23 protein-coding genes are annotated in these 18,798 nt (G+C 75.6%); 7 read left to right on the top strand and 16 right to left on the bottom strand.

Features of this window, described 5'->3' with window-relative positions:
- Nucleotide 1: 1 nt before the first annotated feature.
- The 3 genes from hisI to VGB14_09385 all read right to left on the bottom strand — a co-directional run bounded on the left by hisI (nt 2) and on the right by VGB14_09385 (nt 3,297).
- Nucleotides 2-358: a phosphoribosyl-AMP cyclohydrolase gene (gene hisI, locus VGB14_09395; GenBank protein ID HEX9993126.1), complete on the bottom strand. Its 357-nt coding sequence runs from the start codon at nt 356-358 to the stop codon at nt 2-4.
- 120 nt (nt 359-478) lie between these two features.
- Nucleotides 479-1,627: a hypothetical protein gene (locus VGB14_09390; GenBank protein ID HEX9993125.1), complete on the bottom strand. Its 1,149-nt coding sequence runs from the start codon at nt 1,625-1,627 to the stop codon at nt 479-481.
- A 71-nt stretch (nt 1,628-1,698) separates the two neighbouring features.
- A complete protein-coding gene (locus VGB14_09385) occupies nt 1,699-3,297 on the bottom strand; it encodes an AMP-binding protein (protein HEX9993124.1) in 1,599 nt (532 codons plus the stop codon).
- Nucleotides 3,298-3,352: 55 nt separating this feature from the next.
- Between VGB14_09385 and VGB14_09380 the strand changes: the two genes are divergently transcribed.
- Nucleotides 3,353-4,006, top strand: coding sequence for a DUF427 domain-containing protein (locus tag VGB14_09380; GenBank protein HEX9993123.1), 654 nt, complete (start codon nt 3,353-3,355; stop codon nt 4,004-4,006).
- Here the strand turns inward: VGB14_09380 and VGB14_09375 are convergent.
- The 8 genes from VGB14_09375 to hisD are packed head-to-tail and all read right to left on the bottom strand — an operon-like array spanning nt 4,003 to nt 9,994.
- The gene (locus tag VGB14_09375; protein HEX9993122.1) at nt 4,003-4,539 is read right to left on the bottom strand and encodes a hypothetical protein; all 537 of its coding nucleotides are present in this window, start codon (nt 4,537-4,539) and stop codon (nt 4,003-4,005) included. The genes VGB14_09380 and VGB14_09375 overlap by 4 nt on opposite strands.
- A gap of 7 nt (nt 4,540-4,546) precedes the next feature.
- Nucleotides 4,547-4,888: a co-chaperone GroES gene (locus VGB14_09370; GenBank protein HEX9993121.1), complete on the bottom strand. Its 342-nt coding sequence runs from the start codon at nt 4,886-4,888 to the stop codon at nt 4,547-4,549.
- A 17-nt stretch (nt 4,889-4,905) separates the two neighbouring features.
- Nucleotides 4,906-5,676: an imidazole glycerol phosphate synthase subunit HisF gene (gene hisF, locus VGB14_09365; protein ID HEX9993120.1), complete on the bottom strand. Its 771-nt coding sequence runs from the start codon at nt 5,674-5,676 to the stop codon at nt 4,906-4,908.
- Between the two features lie 4 nt (nt 5,677-5,680).
- Nucleotides 5,681-6,427 (bottom strand): 1-(5-phosphoribosyl)-5-[(5-phosphoribosylamino)methylideneamino] imidazole-4-carboxamide isomerase, encoded by a 747-nt coding sequence (locus VGB14_09360; GenBank protein HEX9993119.1) that lies wholly within the window; start codon nt 6,425-6,427, stop codon nt 5,681-5,683.
- A 1-nt stretch (nt 6,428) separates the two neighbouring features.
- A complete protein-coding gene (gene hisH, locus VGB14_09355; protein ID HEX9993118.1) occupies nt 6,429-7,058 on the bottom strand; it encodes an imidazole glycerol phosphate synthase subunit HisH in 630 nt (209 codons plus the stop codon).
- 2 nt (nt 7,059-7,060) lie between these two features.
- Nucleotides 7,061-7,651, bottom strand: a complete 591-nt coding sequence (hisB, locus tag VGB14_09350; protein HEX9993117.1) for an imidazoleglycerol-phosphate dehydratase HisB — start codon at nt 7,649-7,651, stop codon at nt 7,061-7,063.
- Nucleotides 7,651-8,709 carry a histidinol-phosphate transaminase gene (hisC, locus tag VGB14_09345; protein HEX9993116.1) on the bottom strand — a complete coding sequence of 353 codons (1,059 nt, stop codon included), beginning with the start codon at nt 8,707-8,709 and terminating at the stop codon, nt 7,651-7,653. The genes hisB and hisC overlap by 1 nt, the downstream gene beginning before the upstream one ends.
- Nucleotide 8,710: 1 nt before the next feature.
- Nucleotides 8,711-9,994 (bottom strand): histidinol dehydrogenase, encoded by a 1,284-nt coding sequence (hisD, locus tag VGB14_09340; protein HEX9993115.1) that lies wholly within the window; start codon nt 9,992-9,994, stop codon nt 8,711-8,713.
- 73 nt (nt 9,995-10,067) lie between these two features.
- Between hisD and VGB14_09335 the strand changes: the two genes are divergently transcribed.
- Nucleotides 10,068-10,262 carry a hypothetical protein gene (locus tag VGB14_09335; protein ID HEX9993114.1) on the top strand — a complete coding sequence of 65 codons (195 nt, stop codon included), beginning with the start codon at nt 10,068-10,070 and terminating at the stop codon, nt 10,260-10,262.
- 174 nt (nt 10,263-10,436) lie between these two features.
- Here VGB14_09335 and nth read toward each other — a convergent pair whose 3' ends face one another.
- Nucleotides 10,437-11,171 carry an endonuclease III gene (nth, locus tag VGB14_09330; protein HEX9993113.1) on the bottom strand — a complete coding sequence of 245 codons (735 nt, stop codon included), beginning with the start codon at nt 11,169-11,171 and terminating at the stop codon, nt 10,437-10,439.
- Nucleotides 11,172-11,190: 19 nt separating this feature from the next.
- Here nth and mshD point away from each other — a divergent pair, with 19 nt between their 5' ends.
- Nucleotides 11,191-12,102, top strand: a complete 912-nt coding sequence (mshD, locus tag VGB14_09325) for a mycothiol synthase (GenBank protein ID HEX9993112.1) — start codon at nt 11,191-11,193, stop codon at nt 12,100-12,102.
- On the opposite strand, the gene VGB14_09320 is transcribed toward mshD, so the two are convergent.
- Nucleotides 12,095-12,814 carry a VIT1/CCC1 transporter family protein gene (locus tag VGB14_09320; GenBank protein HEX9993111.1) on the bottom strand — a complete coding sequence of 240 codons (720 nt, stop codon included), beginning with the start codon at nt 12,812-12,814 and terminating at the stop codon, nt 12,095-12,097. The genes mshD and VGB14_09320 overlap by 8 nt on opposite strands.
- A gap of 32 nt (nt 12,815-12,846) precedes the next feature.
- On the opposite strand from VGB14_09320, the gene rlmN reads away from it, so the two are divergent.
- Nucleotides 12,847-13,917, top strand: a complete 1,071-nt coding sequence (gene rlmN / locus VGB14_09315; GenBank protein HEX9993110.1) for a 23S rRNA (adenine(2503)-C(2))-methyltransferase RlmN — start codon at nt 12,847-12,849, stop codon at nt 13,915-13,917.
- A gap of 39 nt (nt 13,918-13,956) precedes the next feature.
- Here the strand turns inward: rlmN and VGB14_09310 are convergent, their stop codons facing one another.
- Entirely contained in the window at nt 13,957-14,733 is a 777-nt protein-coding gene (locus VGB14_09310; protein HEX9993109.1) for a sugar phosphate nucleotidyltransferase, read from the bottom strand.
- Here VGB14_09310 and VGB14_09305 point away from each other — a divergent pair.
- Both VGB14_09305 and VGB14_09300 read left to right on the top strand, forming a co-directional pair.
- Nucleotides 14,732-15,091 (top strand): hypothetical protein, encoded by a 360-nt coding sequence (locus VGB14_09305; protein ID HEX9993108.1) that lies wholly within the window; start codon nt 14,732-14,734, stop codon nt 15,089-15,091. The two genes, VGB14_09310 and VGB14_09305, sit on opposite strands and share 2 nt — an antisense overlap.
- A 24-nt stretch (nt 15,092-15,115) precedes the next feature.
- A complete protein-coding gene (locus VGB14_09300; GenBank protein ID HEX9993107.1) occupies nt 15,116-15,574 on the top strand; it encodes a MaoC family dehydratase in 459 nt (152 codons plus the stop codon).
- Nucleotides 15,575-15,582: 8 nt separating this feature from the next.
- Here VGB14_09300 and VGB14_09295 read toward each other — a convergent pair whose 3' ends face one another.
- Entirely contained in the window at nt 15,583-16,551 is a 969-nt protein-coding gene (locus VGB14_09295; protein ID HEX9993106.1) for a TIGR03560 family F420-dependent LLM class oxidoreductase, read from the bottom strand.
- A gap of 46 nt (nt 16,552-16,597) precedes the next feature.
- On the bottom strand, nt 16,598-17,824 hold the full coding sequence (locus VGB14_09290) for an acyl-CoA dehydrogenase family protein (protein HEX9993105.1): 1,227 nt from the start codon (nt 17,822-17,824) through the stop codon (nt 16,598-16,600).
- A 45-nt stretch (nt 17,825-17,869) separates the two neighbouring features.
- Here VGB14_09290 and VGB14_09285 point away from each other — a divergent pair, with 45 nt between their 5' ends.
- A complete protein-coding gene (locus tag VGB14_09285) occupies nt 17,870-18,733 on the top strand; it encodes an alpha/beta hydrolase (protein ID HEX9993104.1) in 864 nt (287 codons plus the stop codon).
- The last annotated feature ends 65 nt before the right edge of the window (nt 18,734-18,798 follow it).

Genomic DNA, 18,798 nt, shown 5'->3' with positions numbered 1-18,798 from the left:
GTCAGCCCCCGAAGTCGCGGTGGAAGCAGGTGCGCTCGCCGGTGTGGCAGGCGCCCCGGCCCTCCTGCTCCACGACGACGAGGATCGTGTCGCCGTCGCAGTCGACGGCGGCCCGGCGCACCCACTGCCGGTCGCCCGAGGTCTCGCCCTTGCACCAGTACTCGCCGCGGGACCGGGACCAGAACCACGTCCGCCCGGTGGAGAGGGTGCGGCGCAGCGCCTCCTCGTCCATCCAGGCCAGCATCAGCACCTCGCCCGTCCCCTGCTCCTGCACGACGGCCGGGACGAGCCCGTCGGCGTTCCACCGCACCAGCGCCAGCTGGTCGTCGGTGGCGGCGATCGGGGTGGCGGCGGGCATGGCGGCCATGCTACGGGCGGCCCGGGCGGGGACGGCCGCAGGTCGACGTCGCCGCCGACGCCGGCGACGGTGCCGGCCAGGGCGGCGGCCGCCGCCCGGGCGACACGCCGGGGGTGGCCGTCACGGAGCGGTGACGGTGCCGCTGTCGTCGCCGGCGACGAACACGAGGTCGTCGCCGTGCACGGCGACCAGGGCGGCGTCGGGCACGTCGGCCCGGTCCGTCGACCCGACCGGCCGCCACCGTTCGCCGTCCCGGACGAACGCGTCCCACCCCGGGTCGTCGCCGTGCGGCACCCACGCCACGAGCTGCCCGCCCGGCGTCATCAGCCGGGGCAGCCGGCCGGGGTCGGCCGCGCCCGGGAGCCCGTCGAGCGTGAAGGTCGTCCACGTCGCCCCCGCGTCGTCGACGGCCAGGGCGGGGAGCCCGGCCGCCGCCGCGGGGAGCGCCGGCGCGAACAGCACGGTCCCGTCCGCGCAGGCCAGCGGCGTCGTGAGCGGGACGGTCACCGTCGTGGGCGGCACCTCGACCGCCGCCCATGCGCCGTCGACGAGGCGCCAGGCCCGGGTGCCGCCGAGGCCGGGGAGCGCCTGTCCGGGAACGGTGCCGAGCGCGCCGGCCTCGTCGCCGAGGACGGCGAGGAACGTGTCGCCCGCCGGGCAGGCGACGTCGACCCGCTCGTCGGGCAGGCCGGGCGGCACGGTCACCTCGCCGCTCGCCGCGTCGAGCACCACGAGGGGGAAGGCGTCCCGCCGGAGCAGGGCTCGTTCGCCGGCCGCGGCGGCCAGGTACAGCCCGCCCTCGGGGCCGCCGTCGACCCCGTCGGCCACCGTCCGCCAGGTCCGCTCGGCCGGGTCGAGGGCGAGGACGACGTGCCGGCCCGACCCGCACACGAGCGTCCACGTGTGGTCGCCGATGGTCGCCGGGTCCCACCCCGGGCACGGGAGCCCGACGACCACGACCTCCCGGCCGGTCCACCAGGCGCCGAGGTTGGCGACGGGCCCGTCGATGGGCGCCGGCACGGCGGCGCCGCCGGAATGGGCGACGAGCCCGGTGGCGTCGCCGGTGTCGGCCGTCCCGTCGACGACCACGACGCCGTCGTCGGTGGCGACGACCGCCGTCGTGAACGACGAGCCGACGGCGATCCCGTCGAGGCCGCCCGTCCCTGCGACCGGTGCCTCCCGGCCGGCGTGGCCCACCTCGCCCGTCCCGCACCCGCACAGCGCGAGCGCGCCGACCGCCACCACCGCCACCAGCCGCCCTGCCCGCACCGACCGCCTCCCCGGGGACGCCCGACGGGCCCGAGGGTACCGCCGGCGATCTGCGACGTTCGGGCGGGTCGTTACCAGTCGCCCTTCACGAACCGCTCGCGCAGCACGAACTTCTGCACCTTGCCGCTGGCCGTCAGCGGGAACTCGTCGACGAACGCCCACACGCGAGGCGCCTTCTGGGGGGCCAGGCGGTCGCGCACGAAGGCCCGCAGCTCCTGCTCGGACACGGCCTCGTGGCCCGGCGCCCGGCGCACCACGGCCGCCACCTCCTCGCCCCAGCGCTCGTCGGGCACGCCGACCACGGCCACGTCGGCCACCGCCGGGTGGGTGAACAGCAGCTCCTCGATCTCCCGCGGGTACAGGTTCTCGCCGCCCCGGATGATCATGTCCTTCAGGCGGCCCTCGATCCGGCAGTAGCCCCGGTCGTCCATGGTCCCGAGGTCGCCGGTGTGGAGCCACCCGTCGCCGTCGATCGTCTCGGCCGTCGCCTCCGGCAGCTCGAAGTAGCCGAGCATCACGTTGTAGCCCCGGCAGCAGATCTCGCCGAGCACCCCGGTCGGCACCGTCTCGCCGGTGGCCGGGTCGACGACCTTCACGTCCTGCTGGGGCGACGGCTGCCCGATGGTCTCGGCCTTGTCCTCGGGCGTGTCGTCGAGCCGGGTCTGGGTGATGACCGGCGACGCCTCGGTCTGGCCGTAGACGATGCCGAAGCGCAGCCCGAGGGCGGCCTCGATGCGGCGCACGAGGTCGGCCGGGACGGTCGACCCGCCCGACAGCACCGACCGCAGCGACGACAGGTCCGTCGACCGCAGCTCGGGCCGCTCCATCATGGCGAGGAGCATGGTCGGCACGCCGCCGGCCACGTTCGCCCGCTCCGTCTCGGCGAGGTCGAGCATCAGGGCGGGGTCGAAGGCGTGGACGGCCACGTGGGTGGCCCGCCGCCACAGCGCGCCGAGCACGGCCAGCACGCACCCGCCGGTGTGGAACAGCGGCATCGGGTTGAGCCACACGTCGCCGTCGGCCACCTCGAAGCGCTCGGCCGTGAACCGGGCGTTGTTGGTGATCCCGCGGTGGTGGAGCAGGGCGCCCTTCGGGAACCCGGTCGTCCCCGACGTGTACTGGATCTGGACGGGGTCGCCGGGCCGCACGGCCGGCAGCGGGGCCGACGCCGGCGCCGAGGCGACGAACCCGTCCCAGGCCGGGAACGGCACCACGTCCCGCAGGGCGGGGAGGTCGGGCCTCACCTGCTCGAGGGTGGCGGCCATCGGGTTCCCCCGGAACTCGGGGGCGAGGAAGATCCCCGACGCCCTGGACTGGCGCAGGACGTGGACCAGCTCGGCCGCCCGGTAGGAGGGGTTCACGGTGACGAGGACGAGGCCGGCCAGCGCGGCCGCCAGCTCGAGCAGCACCCACTCGGGGACGTTGGGCGCCCACACGGCCACCCGCTCGCCCGGGTCGTACCGCTCGAGCAGCGCCCTGGCCGCCCGCTCGGCCTGGTCGAGCACCTCCGCGTAGGTCCACCGGCGCCGGCCGGCCGGGTCGGGCATGCCGGCGACGAGCGCGGTGCGGTCGGGCGCGGCCGCCGCCGCCTCCCTGAGCAGGTCGCCGACGGTGAGGTCGAGGACCGGCTCGCTGGTGTCGGCGGGCCAGGCGGACGACGTCAGCGGCACGCGGCGATGATCCCACGGCGGAATGGCGCCGCCCCTGCCGAGGGTTGGCCCTTCCATGGAGAAGCCGAGGATGGAGCGGTCGGCCAAGCGGGTGCGCGCCTACCTGGGCGGCGTGCCGGTGGTCGACACCACCAGGGCCTGGCTCGTGTGGGAGCGGCCGTGGGCGCCCGTGTACTGGTACCCCGCCGAGGACGTCGCCGCCGACGTGGTCGACAAGGCCCGCCGCCCCGACCCGGCCGACGAGCCCCTCGCCGGGCACGTGTCGTTCGCCTTCGAGGACGTCGACGCCTGGTTCGAGGAGGACGAGGAGATCTTCGCCCACGTCCGCGACCCGTACCACCGGGTGGACGTGCTGCCGTCGTCCCGCCACGTCGTCGTCGAGGTCGACGGGGTGGCCGTGGCCGACTCCACCCACGCCCACGCCCTGTTCGAGACCGGCCTGCCGACGCGCTGGTACCTGCCCAAGGTCGACGTCCGCATGGACCTGCTGGAGCCGTCGGCGACGAGGACCCGGTGCCCGTACAAGGGCGAGGCGTCGTACTGGTCGGTGCGGGTGGGCGACACGGTCCACGAGGACGTCGTGTGGGGCTACCCGGCGCCGCTGCCCGAGAGCCTGCGCATCGCCGGCAAGGTGGCGTTCTACGACGAAAAGGTCGACGTCACGATCGACGGCGTCCGCCAGGAGCGCCCCCGCTCGCCGTTCGCCTAGGCCGCCTGGTCGACGAGGCGGACCCTGACCGTTCCCGTCCGCTCGGGGGCGCCCTTGGCCCACGCCCGCCACACGGCGCTCCCGCCGGTCGCCCGGTGGTGCGCCGCCCACTCCAGCCGGGCGATGCACCACTCCTGGCCTGGGTTCAGCACGCGGCCGCAGGCCGTGTAGAGGAGCGGGCTGGTCGAGATGTCCAGCGCCGGGCCGGGCGGGCTCCCCACCTCGTTCGACACGGTCGCCGCGCCGAGCCCATCGAAGCGGACCTCGACGCCCTCCGCCGACCCGCGGCCGTCGTTGCGCACGTAGACGTGCACCGAGCAGGGCGGGTCGGCCCACACCTCGGGGCGTCCGCCGGCGTCCGGGTTCCGGTACTCGACGACGAGCCGGGGCCGCCGGGGCACCACGTGGTTGACGGCCACCAGCGAGGCGCCGGCCGCCACCACCGCGAAGGCGCCGGCGAAGTCGCTCACCTGGGTTGCGACGACGACGAGGACGGCGGTGAGGACGACGACCGCGGCGTCGACGCGGTCCACCGGTCCGCTACAGGTACAGGCCGGTGCTGCCCTGCTCGAGGCGCCCGGCGGCCACGGCGTGGATGTCCCGCTCCCGGAGGATCACGTACTCCCGGCCCCGCACCTCGACCTCGTAGCGGTCCTCGGGGTTGAACAGCACCTGGTCGCCCGGCTCCATGGTCCGCACGTTGGGCCCGACGGCGACGACCTCGGCCCACGTCAGGCGCTTGCCGACCTGCGCCGTCGCCGGGATGAGGATGCCGCCGGTGGACCGGCGCTCGCCCTCCGACGTCGGCGTGCCGACGAGCACCCGGTCGTTGAGCATCTTGATCGGGACCTTCCCGTTGACGTCCGCGTCGGGTGCAGGCACGCCCCGAAGGTACCGCCTCAGCCCGGGGGGCGGACCACGACGCCCCTGGCCGCCAGGTGGGCCTTGGCCTCGGCCACCGTGTGCTCGCCGAAGTGGAAGATCGAGGCGGCCAGCACGGCGTCGGCGCCGCCCTCCAGCACGCCCTCGGCCAGGTGGTCGAGCGTGCCCACCCCGCCGCTCGCCACGACGGGCACGCCGACGGCCGACGTCACCGCCCTCGTGAGGGCCAGGTCGAACCCGTCCCTCGTGCCATCCCGGTCCATCGACGTGAGCAGGACCTCGCCCGCCCCCCGCCGCTCGCACTCGGCGGCCCAGGCGACGGCGTCGAGCCCGGTCCGCCGGCGCCCGCCGTGGGTGACGACCTCCCAGCGGCCGTCCGCCCCGGGCACCGCCCTGGCGTCGACGGCCACGACCACGCACTGGGCGCCGAACTCGACGGCCAGCTCCCCCACCAGGCCGGGCCGCTCGACGGCCGCCGTGTTGACCGACACCTTGTCGGCCCCGGCCCGCAGTAGCCGGCGGGCGTCGTCGACCTCCCGGATGCCGCCGCCCACCGTGAACGGGATGAACACCTGCTCGGCCGTGCGCCGGGCGACGTGCACGATCGTGCCCCTCGCCTCCGACGAGGCCGTGATGTCGAGGAACACCAGCTCGTCGGCGCCCTCGGCGTCGTAGCGGGCGGCCAGCTCGACGGGGTCGCCGGCGTCGCGCAGGCCGACGAAGCGCACGCCCTTCACCACCCGCCCGGCGTCGACGTCGAGGCACGGGACGACCCTGGCTGCCCTCACGCGCTCACCGCCGGTACCGGGCGACGGCCAGGGCCTCGTCCACCCCGAACACGCCCTCGTGCAGCGCCCGGCCGACGACGGCGCCGGCGAGGGTGCGGCCGTCGACGTGCAGGCCGGCCAGCGCCCGCAGGTCGTCGAGGGAGCCGACCCCGCCGGAGGCGACGACGTCGAGCGACGTGGCGGCGAGGCAGGCGGCCAGGCCGTCGAGGTCCGGGCCGGTCATCGTGCCGTCCCTGGCGATCTCGGTGACGACGACGGCGGCGACCCCGGCGTCCTCGAAGCGGGCCAGCACGGCGGGGACCGACTCGCCGCTGGCCGTCGTCCACCCGTGGACGGCCACGTCGCCGGCCCTGGCGTCGATGCCGACGGCCACCGGGTGGCGGGCGGCCAGCCGGCGGACGAGGGCCGGCTGCTCCAGCGCGGCCGTGCCGATCACGACCCGGTGCACCCCGGCGTCGAACAGCGCCTCGGCCGCCGCCTCGCTGCGCACGCCGCCGCCGGCCTGCACCCGCGTGTGCCGGTTGGCCCGGGCGACGGCCCTCGCGATGCCGGCCACCATCTCCCGGTTGGCGGGCTCGCCGGTGCGGGCGGCGTCGAGGTCGACGACGTGCACCCACGGCGCGCCGGCCTCGGCGAAGGCGATGGCGACGGCGACCGGGTCGGCGGCGTAGTCCACCTCCCGCCCGAAGTCGCCCTGCACGAGGCGGACGGTGCGCCCGCCGCGGACGTCGATCGCCGGGTAGAGCTCCACGTCAGGCTGCGGCCGCGGCCGCCCGGCGCACGAAGTTGGCGAGCACGGCCAGCCCGGCGGCGCCCGACTTCTCCGGGTGGAACTGGGTGGCCCACACCCGGTCGCGCTCGACGGCGGCGACGACCGGGCCGCCGTAGTCGCACGTCGCCACCACGCCGTCGCCGGCCTCGGGCGCGTACGAGTGGACGAAGTAGACCCACGGCCGCTCCCCCAGCCCGGCGAGCAGCCCGCTCGACCGGCCCGGCACCCGTTCGAGCACGTTCCACTGCATCTGCGGCCGCTTCACGCCCTCCGGCAGGCGCCGCACGGTGCCGGCCAGCACGCCCAGCCCGGCCACTCCGGGCGACTCCTCGGACGCCTCGTACAGCAGCTGCATGCCGATGCAGATGCCGAGGAACGGCGCCCCGGCGGCGGCGGCCCGGCGGGCGACGGCGTCGAGCCCGGTGTCCCGGAGCGCCTCGGCGCACCGGCCGAAGGCGCCGACCCCGGGCAGGACCACGGCGGCCGCCCGATCGACCAGCCGCTCGTCGGCGGTCAGCCGGGCGTCGGCCCCCACCCGCTCGAGCGCCTTCTGGGCCGAGCGGAGGTTGCCGATCCCGTAGTCGAGGACGGCGACGAGCGGGGCCGCCACCGCTACAGCGACCCCTTGGTCGACGGCACCCCGCCGCCCTCGACCCGCACGGCGTCGCGCAGGCAGCGGGCCACGCCCTTGAACGTGGCCTCGACCACGTGGTGGGTGTTGCGCCCGGCCCGCTTGGTCACGTGCAGGGTGACGGCCGCCGTCGTCGCGAACGACTGCCAGAAGTGCTCGGACAGCTGCGGGTCGAACGGCGGCGTGCCGAGGGGCAGGACCTCGCCGAGCTCGACGTCGAAGGACAGCCACGGCCGGCCCGACAGGTCGAGCGCCACCTCCACCAGGGCCTCGTCGAGCGGGAACAGCCCGCTGGCGAACCGGCGGACGCCGGCCTTGTCGCCGAGCGCCTCCCGGACGGCCTCGCCGATCGTGATGGCCGTGTCCTCGACGGTGTGGTGGGCGTCGACCTCGAGGTCGCCGTCGGCCTTCACGGTCAGGTCGAACCCGGCGTGCCGGCCCAGCTGGGCGAGCATGTGGTCGAAGAACGGCAGCCCGGTGGCCACCTCGACCCGGCCGCTGCCGTCGAGGTCGACGGCGACGTCCACGGCCGTCTCGCCGGTCACCCGGCGGCGCGTCGCGGTCCGGCCCATCAGGACAGCACCTCCTCCAGCGCGGCGAGGAAGGCGTCGCCCTCCTCCGGCGTCCCCATCGTCACCCGCAGGCAGCCGGACAGGCGGGGCCAGCCGGCGCAGTTGCGCACCAGCACGCCCCGGTCCACCAGCTCCTGCCACACCTCGGCGCCGTCCCTGGCGAGCGGCCGGAACAGCACGAAGTTGGCGCCGGACGGCCAGTGGCGCACGGGCAGGCGGTCCAGCCCGGCCACCACCCGGCGCCGCTCGGCGACCAGCGCGGCGACCCTGGCGTCCATGTCGTCGACGTGGCGGAGGGCGAGGCGGCCGGCCGCCTGCTTGAGCGCGTCCAGGTGGTAGGGCAGGACGACCCGCTCCAGCTCGGCGACCACGTCCGCCGACGCCACGCAGTAGCCGAGCCGCCCGGCGGCCATCGACCACGTCTTCGAGAACGTGCGGGTGACGACGAGGTCGTCCGACCCGGCGGCCTCGGCCACGAGCGACCGCGACGCGAACTCGCCGTAGGCCTCGTCCACCACGACGAGCCCGGCGCCGGCGGACCTGGCCGCGGCGACGACGGCGGGGTCGTCGACCGTGCCGGTCGGGTTGTTCGGCGAGCACAGGAACACGATCGAGGCCGACGCGGCGGCGACGGCGCCGGCCACGTCGGATGGATTCAGCACGAAATCCTCGCCCCGCTCGGCGGTGACCACCTCGGTGCCGGCCAGCCGGGCGATGTGGGCGTGCAGGGCGTAGGTCGGCTCGAAGGTCAGCGCCGTCCGCCCCGGCCCGCCGAACGTGAGGCACACGGTCTGGAGCACCTCGTTGGAGCCGTTCGCCGCGAACACGTGCTCCGGCCCGACGCCGTGGCGCTCGCCGATGGCCGACCGCAGCGCGCCAGCCGACCGGTCCGGGTAGCGGTGCCAGTCGACCCGCAGCACCTCGTCGGCCAGGGCCTCCCGCCAGGCGTCGGGCGGCGGGTAGGGCGACTCGTTGGTGTTCAGGCGGACGGGCACGTCGACCTGGGGCGAGTGGTAGCCGGGGACGAGGGCCAGGTCGGCCCTGGGCGGGACGGGCACGTCAGGCCCCGGTGCGCAGGCGGACCGAGTCGGCGTGGGCGGCGAGCCCCTCGGCGTCGGCCAGCGCGGCGACGTGCGGGGCGACGGCGGCCAGCGCGGCCCCGTCGAGGCTCACGACGTGCACGTGCTTCACGAAGTCGTCGACGGTGAGGGCCGACGCGAACCGGGCCGTGCCGTCGGTGGGGAGCACGTGGCTCGGGCCGGCGAGGTAGTCGCCCACCGAGGCCGGGGCGTGGGCACCGAGGAACACGGCGCCGGCGTGGCGGACGAGGGGGACGAGGTCCTCGGCGCCCTCGACCATGAGCTCGAGGTGCTCGGGGGCGATCAGGTTCGCCACCTCGACCGCCTGCTCCGGCCCGTCGACGAGCACGGCGTAGCCGCCGCCGTCCAGGGTCGACTCGATCTCGGCCCGGCGGGGGGACCGCTCGACCATGGCGGCCACCTCCGCGGTCACCGCGTCGGCCACCGCCTCGTCCCAGGTGACCAGCCAGGCCAGGCCGCCCGGGCCATGCTCGGCCTGGACGACCACGTCGACGGCGGCCCACGCCGCGGGGACGGAACGGTCGGCGACGACCACGACCTCGGACGGCCCGGCGAAGGCGGACGGCACGCCGACCAGGCCGGCCACCTCCCGCTTGGCCAGCGCCACGTAGACGTTGCCCGGGCCGACGAGCACGTCGACCGGCCGCACCGTCGCCGTCCCGTAGGCCAGGGCGCCGACGGCCTGGGCGCCGCCCATCCGGTACACCTCGTCCACCCCGGCGATCGCCGCCGCGGCGAGCGTCTCGACGGGCGGGTCGCCGTCGGCGCCGGGCGGCACGGCCAGCACGACCTCGGGCACGCCGGCGACGCGGGCCGGGATGGCCGTCATCAGCACCGTGGACGGGTAGCGGGCCCGGCCGCCCGGCACGTAGCAGCCGGCCCGGTCGACCGGCCGGCGCAGCGCCCGCACGACGACGCCGCCGCGCTCGTGGGGCGGCGGCTCGGGCGGCACCGTCGACCGGTGGAAGTCCTCGACGGCGGCGGCCGCGGCCTCGAGCGCAGCCCGCAGGCCGGCCGGCACGGCCTCCAGGGCGGCGGCCACCCGCTCGGGCGGCACCCGCAGGTCGTCGACGGCCACGCCGTCGAAGCGGGCCGTGCACTCGCGGACGGCCTCGTCGCCCCTGGCCCGCACGTCGGCGAGGATGGCCTGCACGGCGGCCACCGGCCCCGCCCCGGCCGGCGCCGGCCGGGGGAGGCGACCCCGCACGTCGCCGGCGCCACGCAGGTCGAGGCGGGTGAGCACGGCGCCACGCTACCGGCCGGCCTCCGGGCGGCCGTTGGTCGGGACGCCCGGCGCGCCTGGGTAGGACGGCCGCATGCCCGCCAACGACGCCGCCACGCTCCAGTCCGCCCTCACCGCACTCGAGGACCTGGCCGGGCGGGTGTCCGAGGTGGCCGACCGGCACCGCGACCGGCCCGAGGGTGAGGTGGCCGTCGGGCTCTACGAGGTCGAGCGTTCGCTACGGTCGGCGACCCGCCGGCTGGACCAGGTGGTGCGGCTCCTGGAGTAGCCACGGAGCGTGGTCGGACGGCGGCGAAATCCTGACCTCCGGGTCAGTTCCGGCGCCGGACGCGGCGACGGCGCCCCGAAGGGCGCCGTCGCGGGCGACACCAGGCGGCGGATCCCGGTGTCGCCGGGAACCAGGTGGCGGGAACCTGGTCGAGCGACATCATAACCACAACGCTCAGACGGTTGCTGCGTCCTGAGTGAAATTTTCTGGGGCCCGCCGCGGTTTTTTCCCTGCATCATCTGCGCGAGAACGCCGCGATGTGCCCAACGGCACGCGTGACGAGGGACAGAAGTCGTTCAAAACGCAGTCTTCGCAGCGCGGGCGACGGGCGACGCAGACTCGCCGACCGTGGAGGATCAGCCGCAGGCTGAGCTCGCCCCACTCCCTGGCCGGCACCAATGCGCCCAGTTCGTGCTCGATGCGAACCGGATCGTCCTGGTCGGACAGCCCGAGCCGGTGGGCCAGCCGGGTGACGTGGGTGTCGACGGGGAGGCCGGGCTGGCCGAGCGCCACGCTGCGTACGACGTTCCCCGTCTTGCGCCCGACGCCGGGCAGGGTCACGAGGTCCTCCAGCCGCTCGGGGACCTCGCCGTCGAAGCGCTCGACGAGGGCCGCGGCCATGCCGAGGAGGCTCCTCGCCTTGGCCCGGAAGAAGCCCGTCGGGTGGATCACCGCCTCGAGCTCGGCCGGCTCGGCGCCGGCCAGCGCGGCGGCCGTCGGCCAGCGCCGGAACAGCTCGGGGGTCACCGTGTTCACCCTGGCGTCGGTGGTCTGGGCCGACAGGATCGTCGCCACCAGGAGCTCGAACGGCGTCGTGAAGTCGAGCTCGCACACCGCGTCCGGGTAGGCCTCGGCCAGCCGGACGACGGTCTCGCGGGCCCGCCCCTTCGGAGTCCTCGGTCGCGCCATCCCGCTAGCCTGCCCCGCCGTGCGCCGCCTGGAGATCAAGCGGCAGATGGACGCCGCCGACGTGGCCGCCGTCGCTCGGCTGCTCGACCTCGCGGCCGAGGCCGACGGCCACTCCCCGCTCGGCGAGCACCAGTGGCTCGACCTCGCCCTCGGCGGCCGGGAGGGGTTCGCCGGGCTGGTCGCCTGGTCGCCTGGCCACGACCACCCCGTCGCCTACGCGCAGGTGACCCGGGGGCCGGACTCGTGGGCCGTCGAGCTCGTCGTCGACCCCCACCACCGCGACGGGACGGCCGAGATCGGCCCCGAGCTGCTCGCCGCGGCCATCGACGTCGTGCGGTCGGAGGGCGGCGGCCACGTCCACCACTGGGTGTTCAAGCCGGGCGACGACTACGACGCCGTCGCCGCCGCCGTCGGGCTGCGGCGCGGGCGGGACCTGTGGCAGATGCGCCGCCCGCTCCCCGCCGACCCCCCGCCCCCGCTCCCCCTGCGGCCCTTCGAGGTCGGCCGGGACGAGGAGGCGTGGCTGCGGGTCAACAACCGGGCCTTCGCCGGCCACCCCGAGCAGGGGTCGTGGACGATCGACGTGCTGACCGAGCGGGAGTCCCAGCCGTGGTTCGACCCCGAGGGCTTCCTGCTCCACGAGGGCGACGGCGGGCTCGACGGGTTCTGCTGGACCAAGGTCCACCACGACTGCGACCCGCCGCTCGGGGAGATCTACGTGATCGCCGTGGACCCGGCGGCCGGCGGGCGGGGCCTCGGCCGGGCGCTGGTGCTCGCCGGGCTCGACTTCCTCCACCGGCGGCGGGGGATCACCGAGGGGATGCTCTACGTCGACGCCGCCAACACGACCGCCGTGCGGCTGTACGAGTCGCTCGGCTTCCACGTCGACCACGTGGACCGCGCCTTCGTCGGCGACGTGGCCGCTACGTGACGCTTTCGATGCCGACCACCGAGCCGATGCCGTAGGTGATCGTCGAGGCCACCGCGGCGATGAGGACCTGGCGGGCGGCCGAGCGCAGCGGGCTGCGGCCGGTGAAGCGGGCCAGGGCGAAGCCCACGGCGGACGCGGCGGCGAGGGCGAGCACGATCGAGGCGATGGTGGCCGCCCCGCCGGCGGCGACGAACCAAGGCACCAGGGGCACGAGGGCGCCGATCGAGAAGGCGAGGAAGGACGACACGGCCGCGCCGACCGGGGAGCCGAGCGAGGCGGGGTCGATGCCGAGCTCCTCCCGGGCGTGGGTCTCGAGGGCCACGTCCGGGTCGCGCATCATCGCCGTCGCCAGGTCGTCGGCCACCTCCGCGGGGACGCCCCGCGAGCGGTAGATGGCGGCCAGCTCGTTGCGCTCCAGCACGGGGTTGCGGCGCAGCTCGATGCGCTCCATCTCCAGCTCGCGCTCGAGCAGCTCGGCCTGGGCCTTCATCGACACCCACTCGCCCGCCGCCATCGACACCGCGCCGGCGATCAGGCCGGCCAGACCGGCGAGGCGGACGACGCTCGCCGACGGGTCGGCGCCGGCCACGCCGAGGATCAGCGACACGTTCGAGACGAGGCCGTCGCTCACGCCGAAGACCGAGGCCCTGGCCAGCCCGCCGGTGAGGTCACGGTGGTGGTGCTCGGGCGGCAGGGCGGTCCGCTCGGCCATCTCCGGGAGCCTACCGGCCTACCCTGATCGGCATGCCGACCCGCTACGACGCCGACCGCGACGCGCTCGCCGCGCTGCTGGCCGGCGAGCCGCGGTACCGGGTCGACCAGGTGTGGGACGGCCTCCACCGCCAGGGCCGCCCGATCGAGGAGCTGACCGCCCTGCCGGCCGCCCTGCGGGCCCGGCTGGCGGCCGAGCTGCCGCCCGCGCTCGTGCCCGTGGCCGAGCACGAGGGCGACGGCGGGGCGACGGTGAAGTGGCTCTTCGAGCTGGACGGCGGGGCCAGGGTCGAGACCGTGCTGATGCACTACCGCGAGCGGTCCACGGTGTGCGTGTCGACCCAGGCCGGCTGCGCCATGGCGTGCGGGTTCTGCGCCACCGGCCAGGCCGGGTTCGAGCGCAACCTGTCGACCGGGGAGATCGTCGAGCAGGTGATCGTGGCCCGCCGGCGGGCTGCGGAGGACGGGCGGCGGCTCGGCAACGTCGTGTTCATGGGCATGGGCGAGCCCCTCGCCAACTACGACCGCGTCTGGGCCGCGGTCGAGCGCATCCACGGCGACCTCGGGCTGTCGGCCCGGCACCTCACGATCTCGACCGTCGGCATCGTGCCCGGCATCCGCCGGCTGGCCGCCGAGGCGCTGCCCGTCAACCTCGCCGTCTCCCTGCACGCGGCCGACGACGAGCTGCGGGACCGGCTGGTGCCGATCAACCGCCGTTACCCGCTCGACGCGCTGATGGCGGCGTGCGCCGAGCACCAGGCGGCGACCGGGCGGCGGCTGTCGTTCGAGTGGGCGCTGATCGACGGGACCAACGACCGCCGCAGCGACGCCGAGGCGCTCGCCGCCCTCGCCCGCCCGCTGCGGGCCCACGTGAACCTCATCCCGCTGAACCCGACCCCAGGGTGGCCGACGACGGGCAGCCCGCCGGCGCGCGTCGCCCTGTTCCGCGACCGCCTGGCCGCGCTCGGGGTGAACGCGACCGTGCGCCGGAACCGGGGCACGGAGATCGCCGCCGCCTGCGGCCAGCTGCGGGCCGAGCACCCGGTGCAACCGGTGGCGCTCACCGCCCGCCGCGACCGCTCCCCCGCCCCCGCCCCCGGCTGACCGGCAGCGCCGGCCGCCCGAGAGCCGGCGCGCCGGGGCTCAGCGCCCGCCGGGGCCGGTCCGGCGGACGAGCACCGTGACGGTGCGGCCGGCCCGCACGGCGTCGACCAGCACCTCGCCCTCGACGACGCGGGCGCCCGGCCACACGACCGACCGGACGACGGTGCCCTGCACGGACGCGCCCTCGCCGACCACCGGCCGGCCGCCCGACCAGTCGAGGTTGGCGGCCAGGTAGTCGGCCGGCGTCCCGCAGTCCACGAACGTGGCCGTCGTGTCGGCGAAGTCGAGCCGCCCGTCGGCGGCGGCGGCGCCCCACCGCGCCTCGTACAGGCCGAGCGGCTCGGCCGGCAGGTCCCGCACCGCCGTCCACGGCAGCAGGCAGGCGCCGGCGTAGCGGCGCCGGCCGAAGTCGCCCCTCGCCGGGTCGTCCACGCACAGCAGCCGCATGCGCTCGCCGTCCCACCCGCCGAGGAGCGGGCCGAGCCCGCCGGGCAGCCAGGCGTCGGCGTTGGTGACGAGCACCGGCCGGCCGGCGATCCAGTCCCGGAGGGCGCCCAGCGCGCCCGCCGTCCCGAGCGCCACCGGCGCCTCGAGGGAGAGGTGGGCCCGGCCGTCGAGGTGGGCGACCATGGCGTCCCGCCCGGCGTGGACGTTGACGGCGACCGACGGGGTGGCCGCGGCGACCCGCTCGAGCGCGTGGTCGACGAGCGGCGCGGGGCCGACCGGGCACAGCGCCTTCGGCCGGAGCAGGGTCAACGGCCGCAGGCGGGTTCCCGCTCCGGCGGCGAGCACCACGCCTGCCAGACTGTCAGCCATGCAGACCCGGCGATGGCTCAACCCGTCGCAGCCCCAGACCCTGCAGATCGCGGTGTTCCTGCTGTACCTGAACGCCGTGTTCGCGGTGCTGCTCGGCGCCGTCGCCAGCCTGGTCGGCGTGGTGATCGTCGCCTGCGAGGCGGCGTCCGGCTACGGGATCGCCAACGAGCGCCGGTGGGGCTACCTGCTCGGCATCGGCGTGTCGCTCCTGCCGTTCCTCATCCCGCTCCTCGTCGGGGCCGGCATCGGCGACGTCCTCAACTACCTGTTCACGGTGCCGGGCCTGTTCGCCGTCGCCCTCGTCGCCCTGCTCCTGCACCCGCAGAGCCGCGACTACCAGCGCATCTGGTTCTCCTGACGGCCGGCGGGCCAGAATCGCCCGATGGCCACCACCGTCTCGGGCATCGGCGAGCTGAAGGCGAAGGTCGGGGAGCACCTCGGCTGGAGCGACTGGATGGAGATCGACCAGGACCGGGTGAACCGCTTCGCCGACGCCACCGGCGACCACCAGTGGATCCACGTCGACCCGGAGCGGGCCAGCCGCGAGAGCCCGTTCGGCGGGCCGGTGGCCCACGGCTACCTGACCCTGTCGCTGGCGCCCGTGCTGCTGCCCCAGGTGCTGCGGGTCGACGGCGTCGCCATGGGCGTGAACTACGGCTGCGAGAAGGTGCGCTTCCCTGCGCCGGTGCCGGTCGGGTCCCGCCTGCGGGTCGGCGCCACCCTGGCCGACGTGACCGACGTCGCCGGCGGCGCCCAGGTCACCCTCGACCTCGTGTTCGAGGTGGAGGGCGCGTCGAAGCCGTCCTGCGTGGCCGCCGTCGTCTACCGCTACTACACCTGACCCGCGGCTCACCGGAACTCGGGCATCACCCGCTCGGCGAACAGCCGCAGGCTGGTGTCGTGCGGGTAGTCCGCGCACCAGGGGACGAACCCGCCGCACCCGAGGTCGAGGTAGGCCTGGACCTTCTCGGCGACCTGCTCGGGGGTGCCGACGAGGTTGCCGTCCCGCCACGACGCGAACGGCTCGCCCTGGTTGGACAGCGAGCCGATCGCCTCGACCTCCGCCTCCGTCTCCCGCACCAGCAGCTCGGGCGCCCACGTCTTCACGATCTCGTCCTCGTCGCGCCCCACCTCGCGGCAGTGGCCCTTCAGGACCTCCCGCTTGCGGGCCCACTCCTGCGGCTTGCCGCCCCAGTTGGAGCGGTCGGCGTAGCGGGCGACGACGCGGAGGGTGAGCTGCTCGCCGGCCCCGCCGATCCACACCGGGGGGTGGGGCTGCTGCACCGGCTTCGGGTCGCACTGCGCGCCCCGCAGGTGCAGGAAGCGGCCGTCGTAGTCGACGTCGGGCTCGGACCACATGGCCAGCACGACCTCGACGGTCTCCCGGAGGAAGCGGATGCGGTCGGCGGGCCGGTGGAACTCGTAGCCGTAGCCGTCGAACTCGTGCTCGTACCAGCCGGCCCCGATGCCCCAGTCCAGCCGGCCGCCGCTCATCACGTCGACGTTCGAGGTGATCTTGGCCAGCAGGCCGGGGTTGCGGTACGGGGCGCAGCCGACCATCTGGCCGAGGCGGATGCGGCTGGTGCGCTGGCTCAGCGCGGCGATCGCCGTCCAGCACTCGAACACGGTCTCGTGCGAGGGACGGGGGACGTTGTGGAAGTGGTCGTAGACCCAGACCGAGTCGTAGCCGAGCTCCTCGGCCAGCACGGCGACCTCGACCGTCCTCGCCCACTGCGCCTGCGGGTCGCCGACCCCGGCCAGCTCGGTCTTCCACCCCTGGGGGGCGAACGCCCCGAAGATCACGTCGCTCGTCGTCACCCGGCGGACCGTAGGCGAGGTGGCCCACCCGCCCCGCACCCGGCCGCTACAGCGGCAGGTCGCCGGTCGCCCGCCTGGTGGTGCCCGTGTCGCGGTAGGCGGCGATCGTGCGCTGGGCGATGCGCATCTTGTGGATCTCGTCGGCGCCGTCGGCGAAGCGGCTCCAGCGGGCCTGGGTCAGCATGCCGGCCAGGGGCGTGTCGGTCGAGTAGCCGAGCGCGCCGTGCACCTGGATGGCCCGGTCGATCACCCGCCAGAGCGTGTTGGCGACGTGGTGCTTGGCCATCGACACCTCCGCCGTGAAGTCGAGGCCCTGCTCGATGCGGTAGGCGGCATGGAGGACCATCAGCTTCGCGGCGTACAGCTCCATGGCCGACTCGGCGATCAGCCACTGGATGCCCTGCTTCTCGGCCAGCACCGACCCGTGCGAGAAGCGGTCGAGGGACCGGGCGACCATCAGGTCGAGCGCCGTCTCGGCCTGGCCGATCCAGCGCATGCAATGGGCCAGGCGGGCCGGGCCGAGCCGGGCCTGGCCGAGCAGGTGGCCCTGGCCCCGGCCGCCGAGCAGGTTGGCCGCCGGCACCCGCAGGTCGGTGATGCGGATCTCGCAGTGGTTGTGGCTGCCCGACATCGTCACGATGTCCCGCACGACCTCCCACCCGTCCGAGGGGATGTCGACGATGAACGCCGTGTTGGCCGCCTGGGGCACGTCGGGCTCGTCCTCGGTGCGGGCGATCAGGATGGCGAACGCCGCCCCCCTGGCCCCGGAGATGAACCACTTGTGGCCGTTGACGACCCACTCGTCGCCGTCCTGCACCGCGGTCGTGCGGATGAGCGTCGGGTCCGAGCCGGCCACCTCCGGCTCGGTCATGGCGAAGCACGACCGCACCGTCCCCTCGCACAGTGGCCGCAGGTAGCGCTCCTTCTGGTCGTCGGTGGCCCAGTGCAGCAGGGTGTGCTGGTTCCCCTCGTCGGGCGCCTGGCAGTTCAGCACGAAGGGGCCGATGCGGGTCCTGGCCGCCTCCGAGGACACCGCCGCCATCGCCGTCGGCCCGAGGCCCATCCCGCCCCACTCGGGCGGCATGTGGGGCAGCCACAGCCCCGCCTCCTTCGCCCGACCCCGCAGCTCGACGATGGCCCTGATCCAGTCGCCCCTGCTCCAACCGTCGGCGTCGGCCTTCTCCTCGACCGGCCGCACCTCGCCGGTCATGAAGTCGCGGACCCGCCGCCGGACCTCCTCGACCTCGGGCGGGAAGGAGAAGTCGATGGCCATGGGCGGAGTCTGCCACCGGGGGGTCGCGTGGCTAGGGTCCGGCCCGTGCCGTCCCGCTACGTGGTGACCAACGGCATCCGGCTGTTCTGCGTCGAGGAGGGCGACGGCCCGCTCGTCCTCCTGTTCCACGGCTGGCCCGAGTTCTGGTGGTCGTGGCGCCACCAGTTGCCGGCGCTGGCCGCCGCCGGCTACCGGGCCGTCGCCGTCGACCTGCCCGGCTACGGGCGGTCCGACAAGCCGGACACGACCTACGACGAGCCGTGGGTCAACGCCTGCTTGGCCGGGCTGGTGCCGGCCCTCGGCGCCGAGCGGGCCGTCGTCGTCGGGCACGACTGGGGCGGGCTGCTCGTGTGGCCCCTGGCCCGCCGCCGGCCCGACCTGGTGGCCGGCGTCGTCGGGCTCAACACCCCCGACCTGCCCCGCCCGCCGATCCCGCCCGTGCAGCTGCTGCGCCGGGCCTTCGAGCGGCCCTACTACATCGTCCAGTTCCAGGACCGGGGGCCGGCCGAGCTGTTCCTCGGCCTCGACGTCGACGCGTGGCTGCGATGGGTGTTCCTCGGCCCGGCCACCCACCGCCGCGAGGTGTTCGACGACGGCGTGATCGCCCGCTACGTCGAGCAGTTCTCCCCGGCCGGCGCCGTCACCCCGCCCCTCGAGTACTACCGGAACATGGACCGCAACTGGGAGGCGGCCGCCGGACTGCCCGAGCAGGTGACGGCGCCGGCGCTCATGGTCTCGGCCCGCCACGACCCCGTCCTCCGCCCGGAGATGGCCGAGGGCATGGAGGCGAGGGTGCCGCAGCTGACCAAGGTGGTGGTCGACGGCTCCGGGCACTGGACCCAGCAGGAGGCGCCCGAGGAGGTGAACCGGCACCTCGTCGCCTTCCTCGACGGGCTGCCCCGCTGGTGAGCCGGCCGCTGCCGAGCGGCGACGAGAAGGTGCGGGCCGTCCGCTCGATGTTCGACGCCATCGCC

Source organism: Acidimicrobiales bacterium (assembly GCA_036399815.1).
In the GTDB taxonomy this organism is placed as follows: domain Bacteria; phylum Actinomycetota; class Acidimicrobiia; order Acidimicrobiales; family DASWMK01; genus DASWMK01.
Note: the sequence above shows the minus strand (reverse complement) of the source record. Positions and strands in the feature narration are given on the sequence as shown.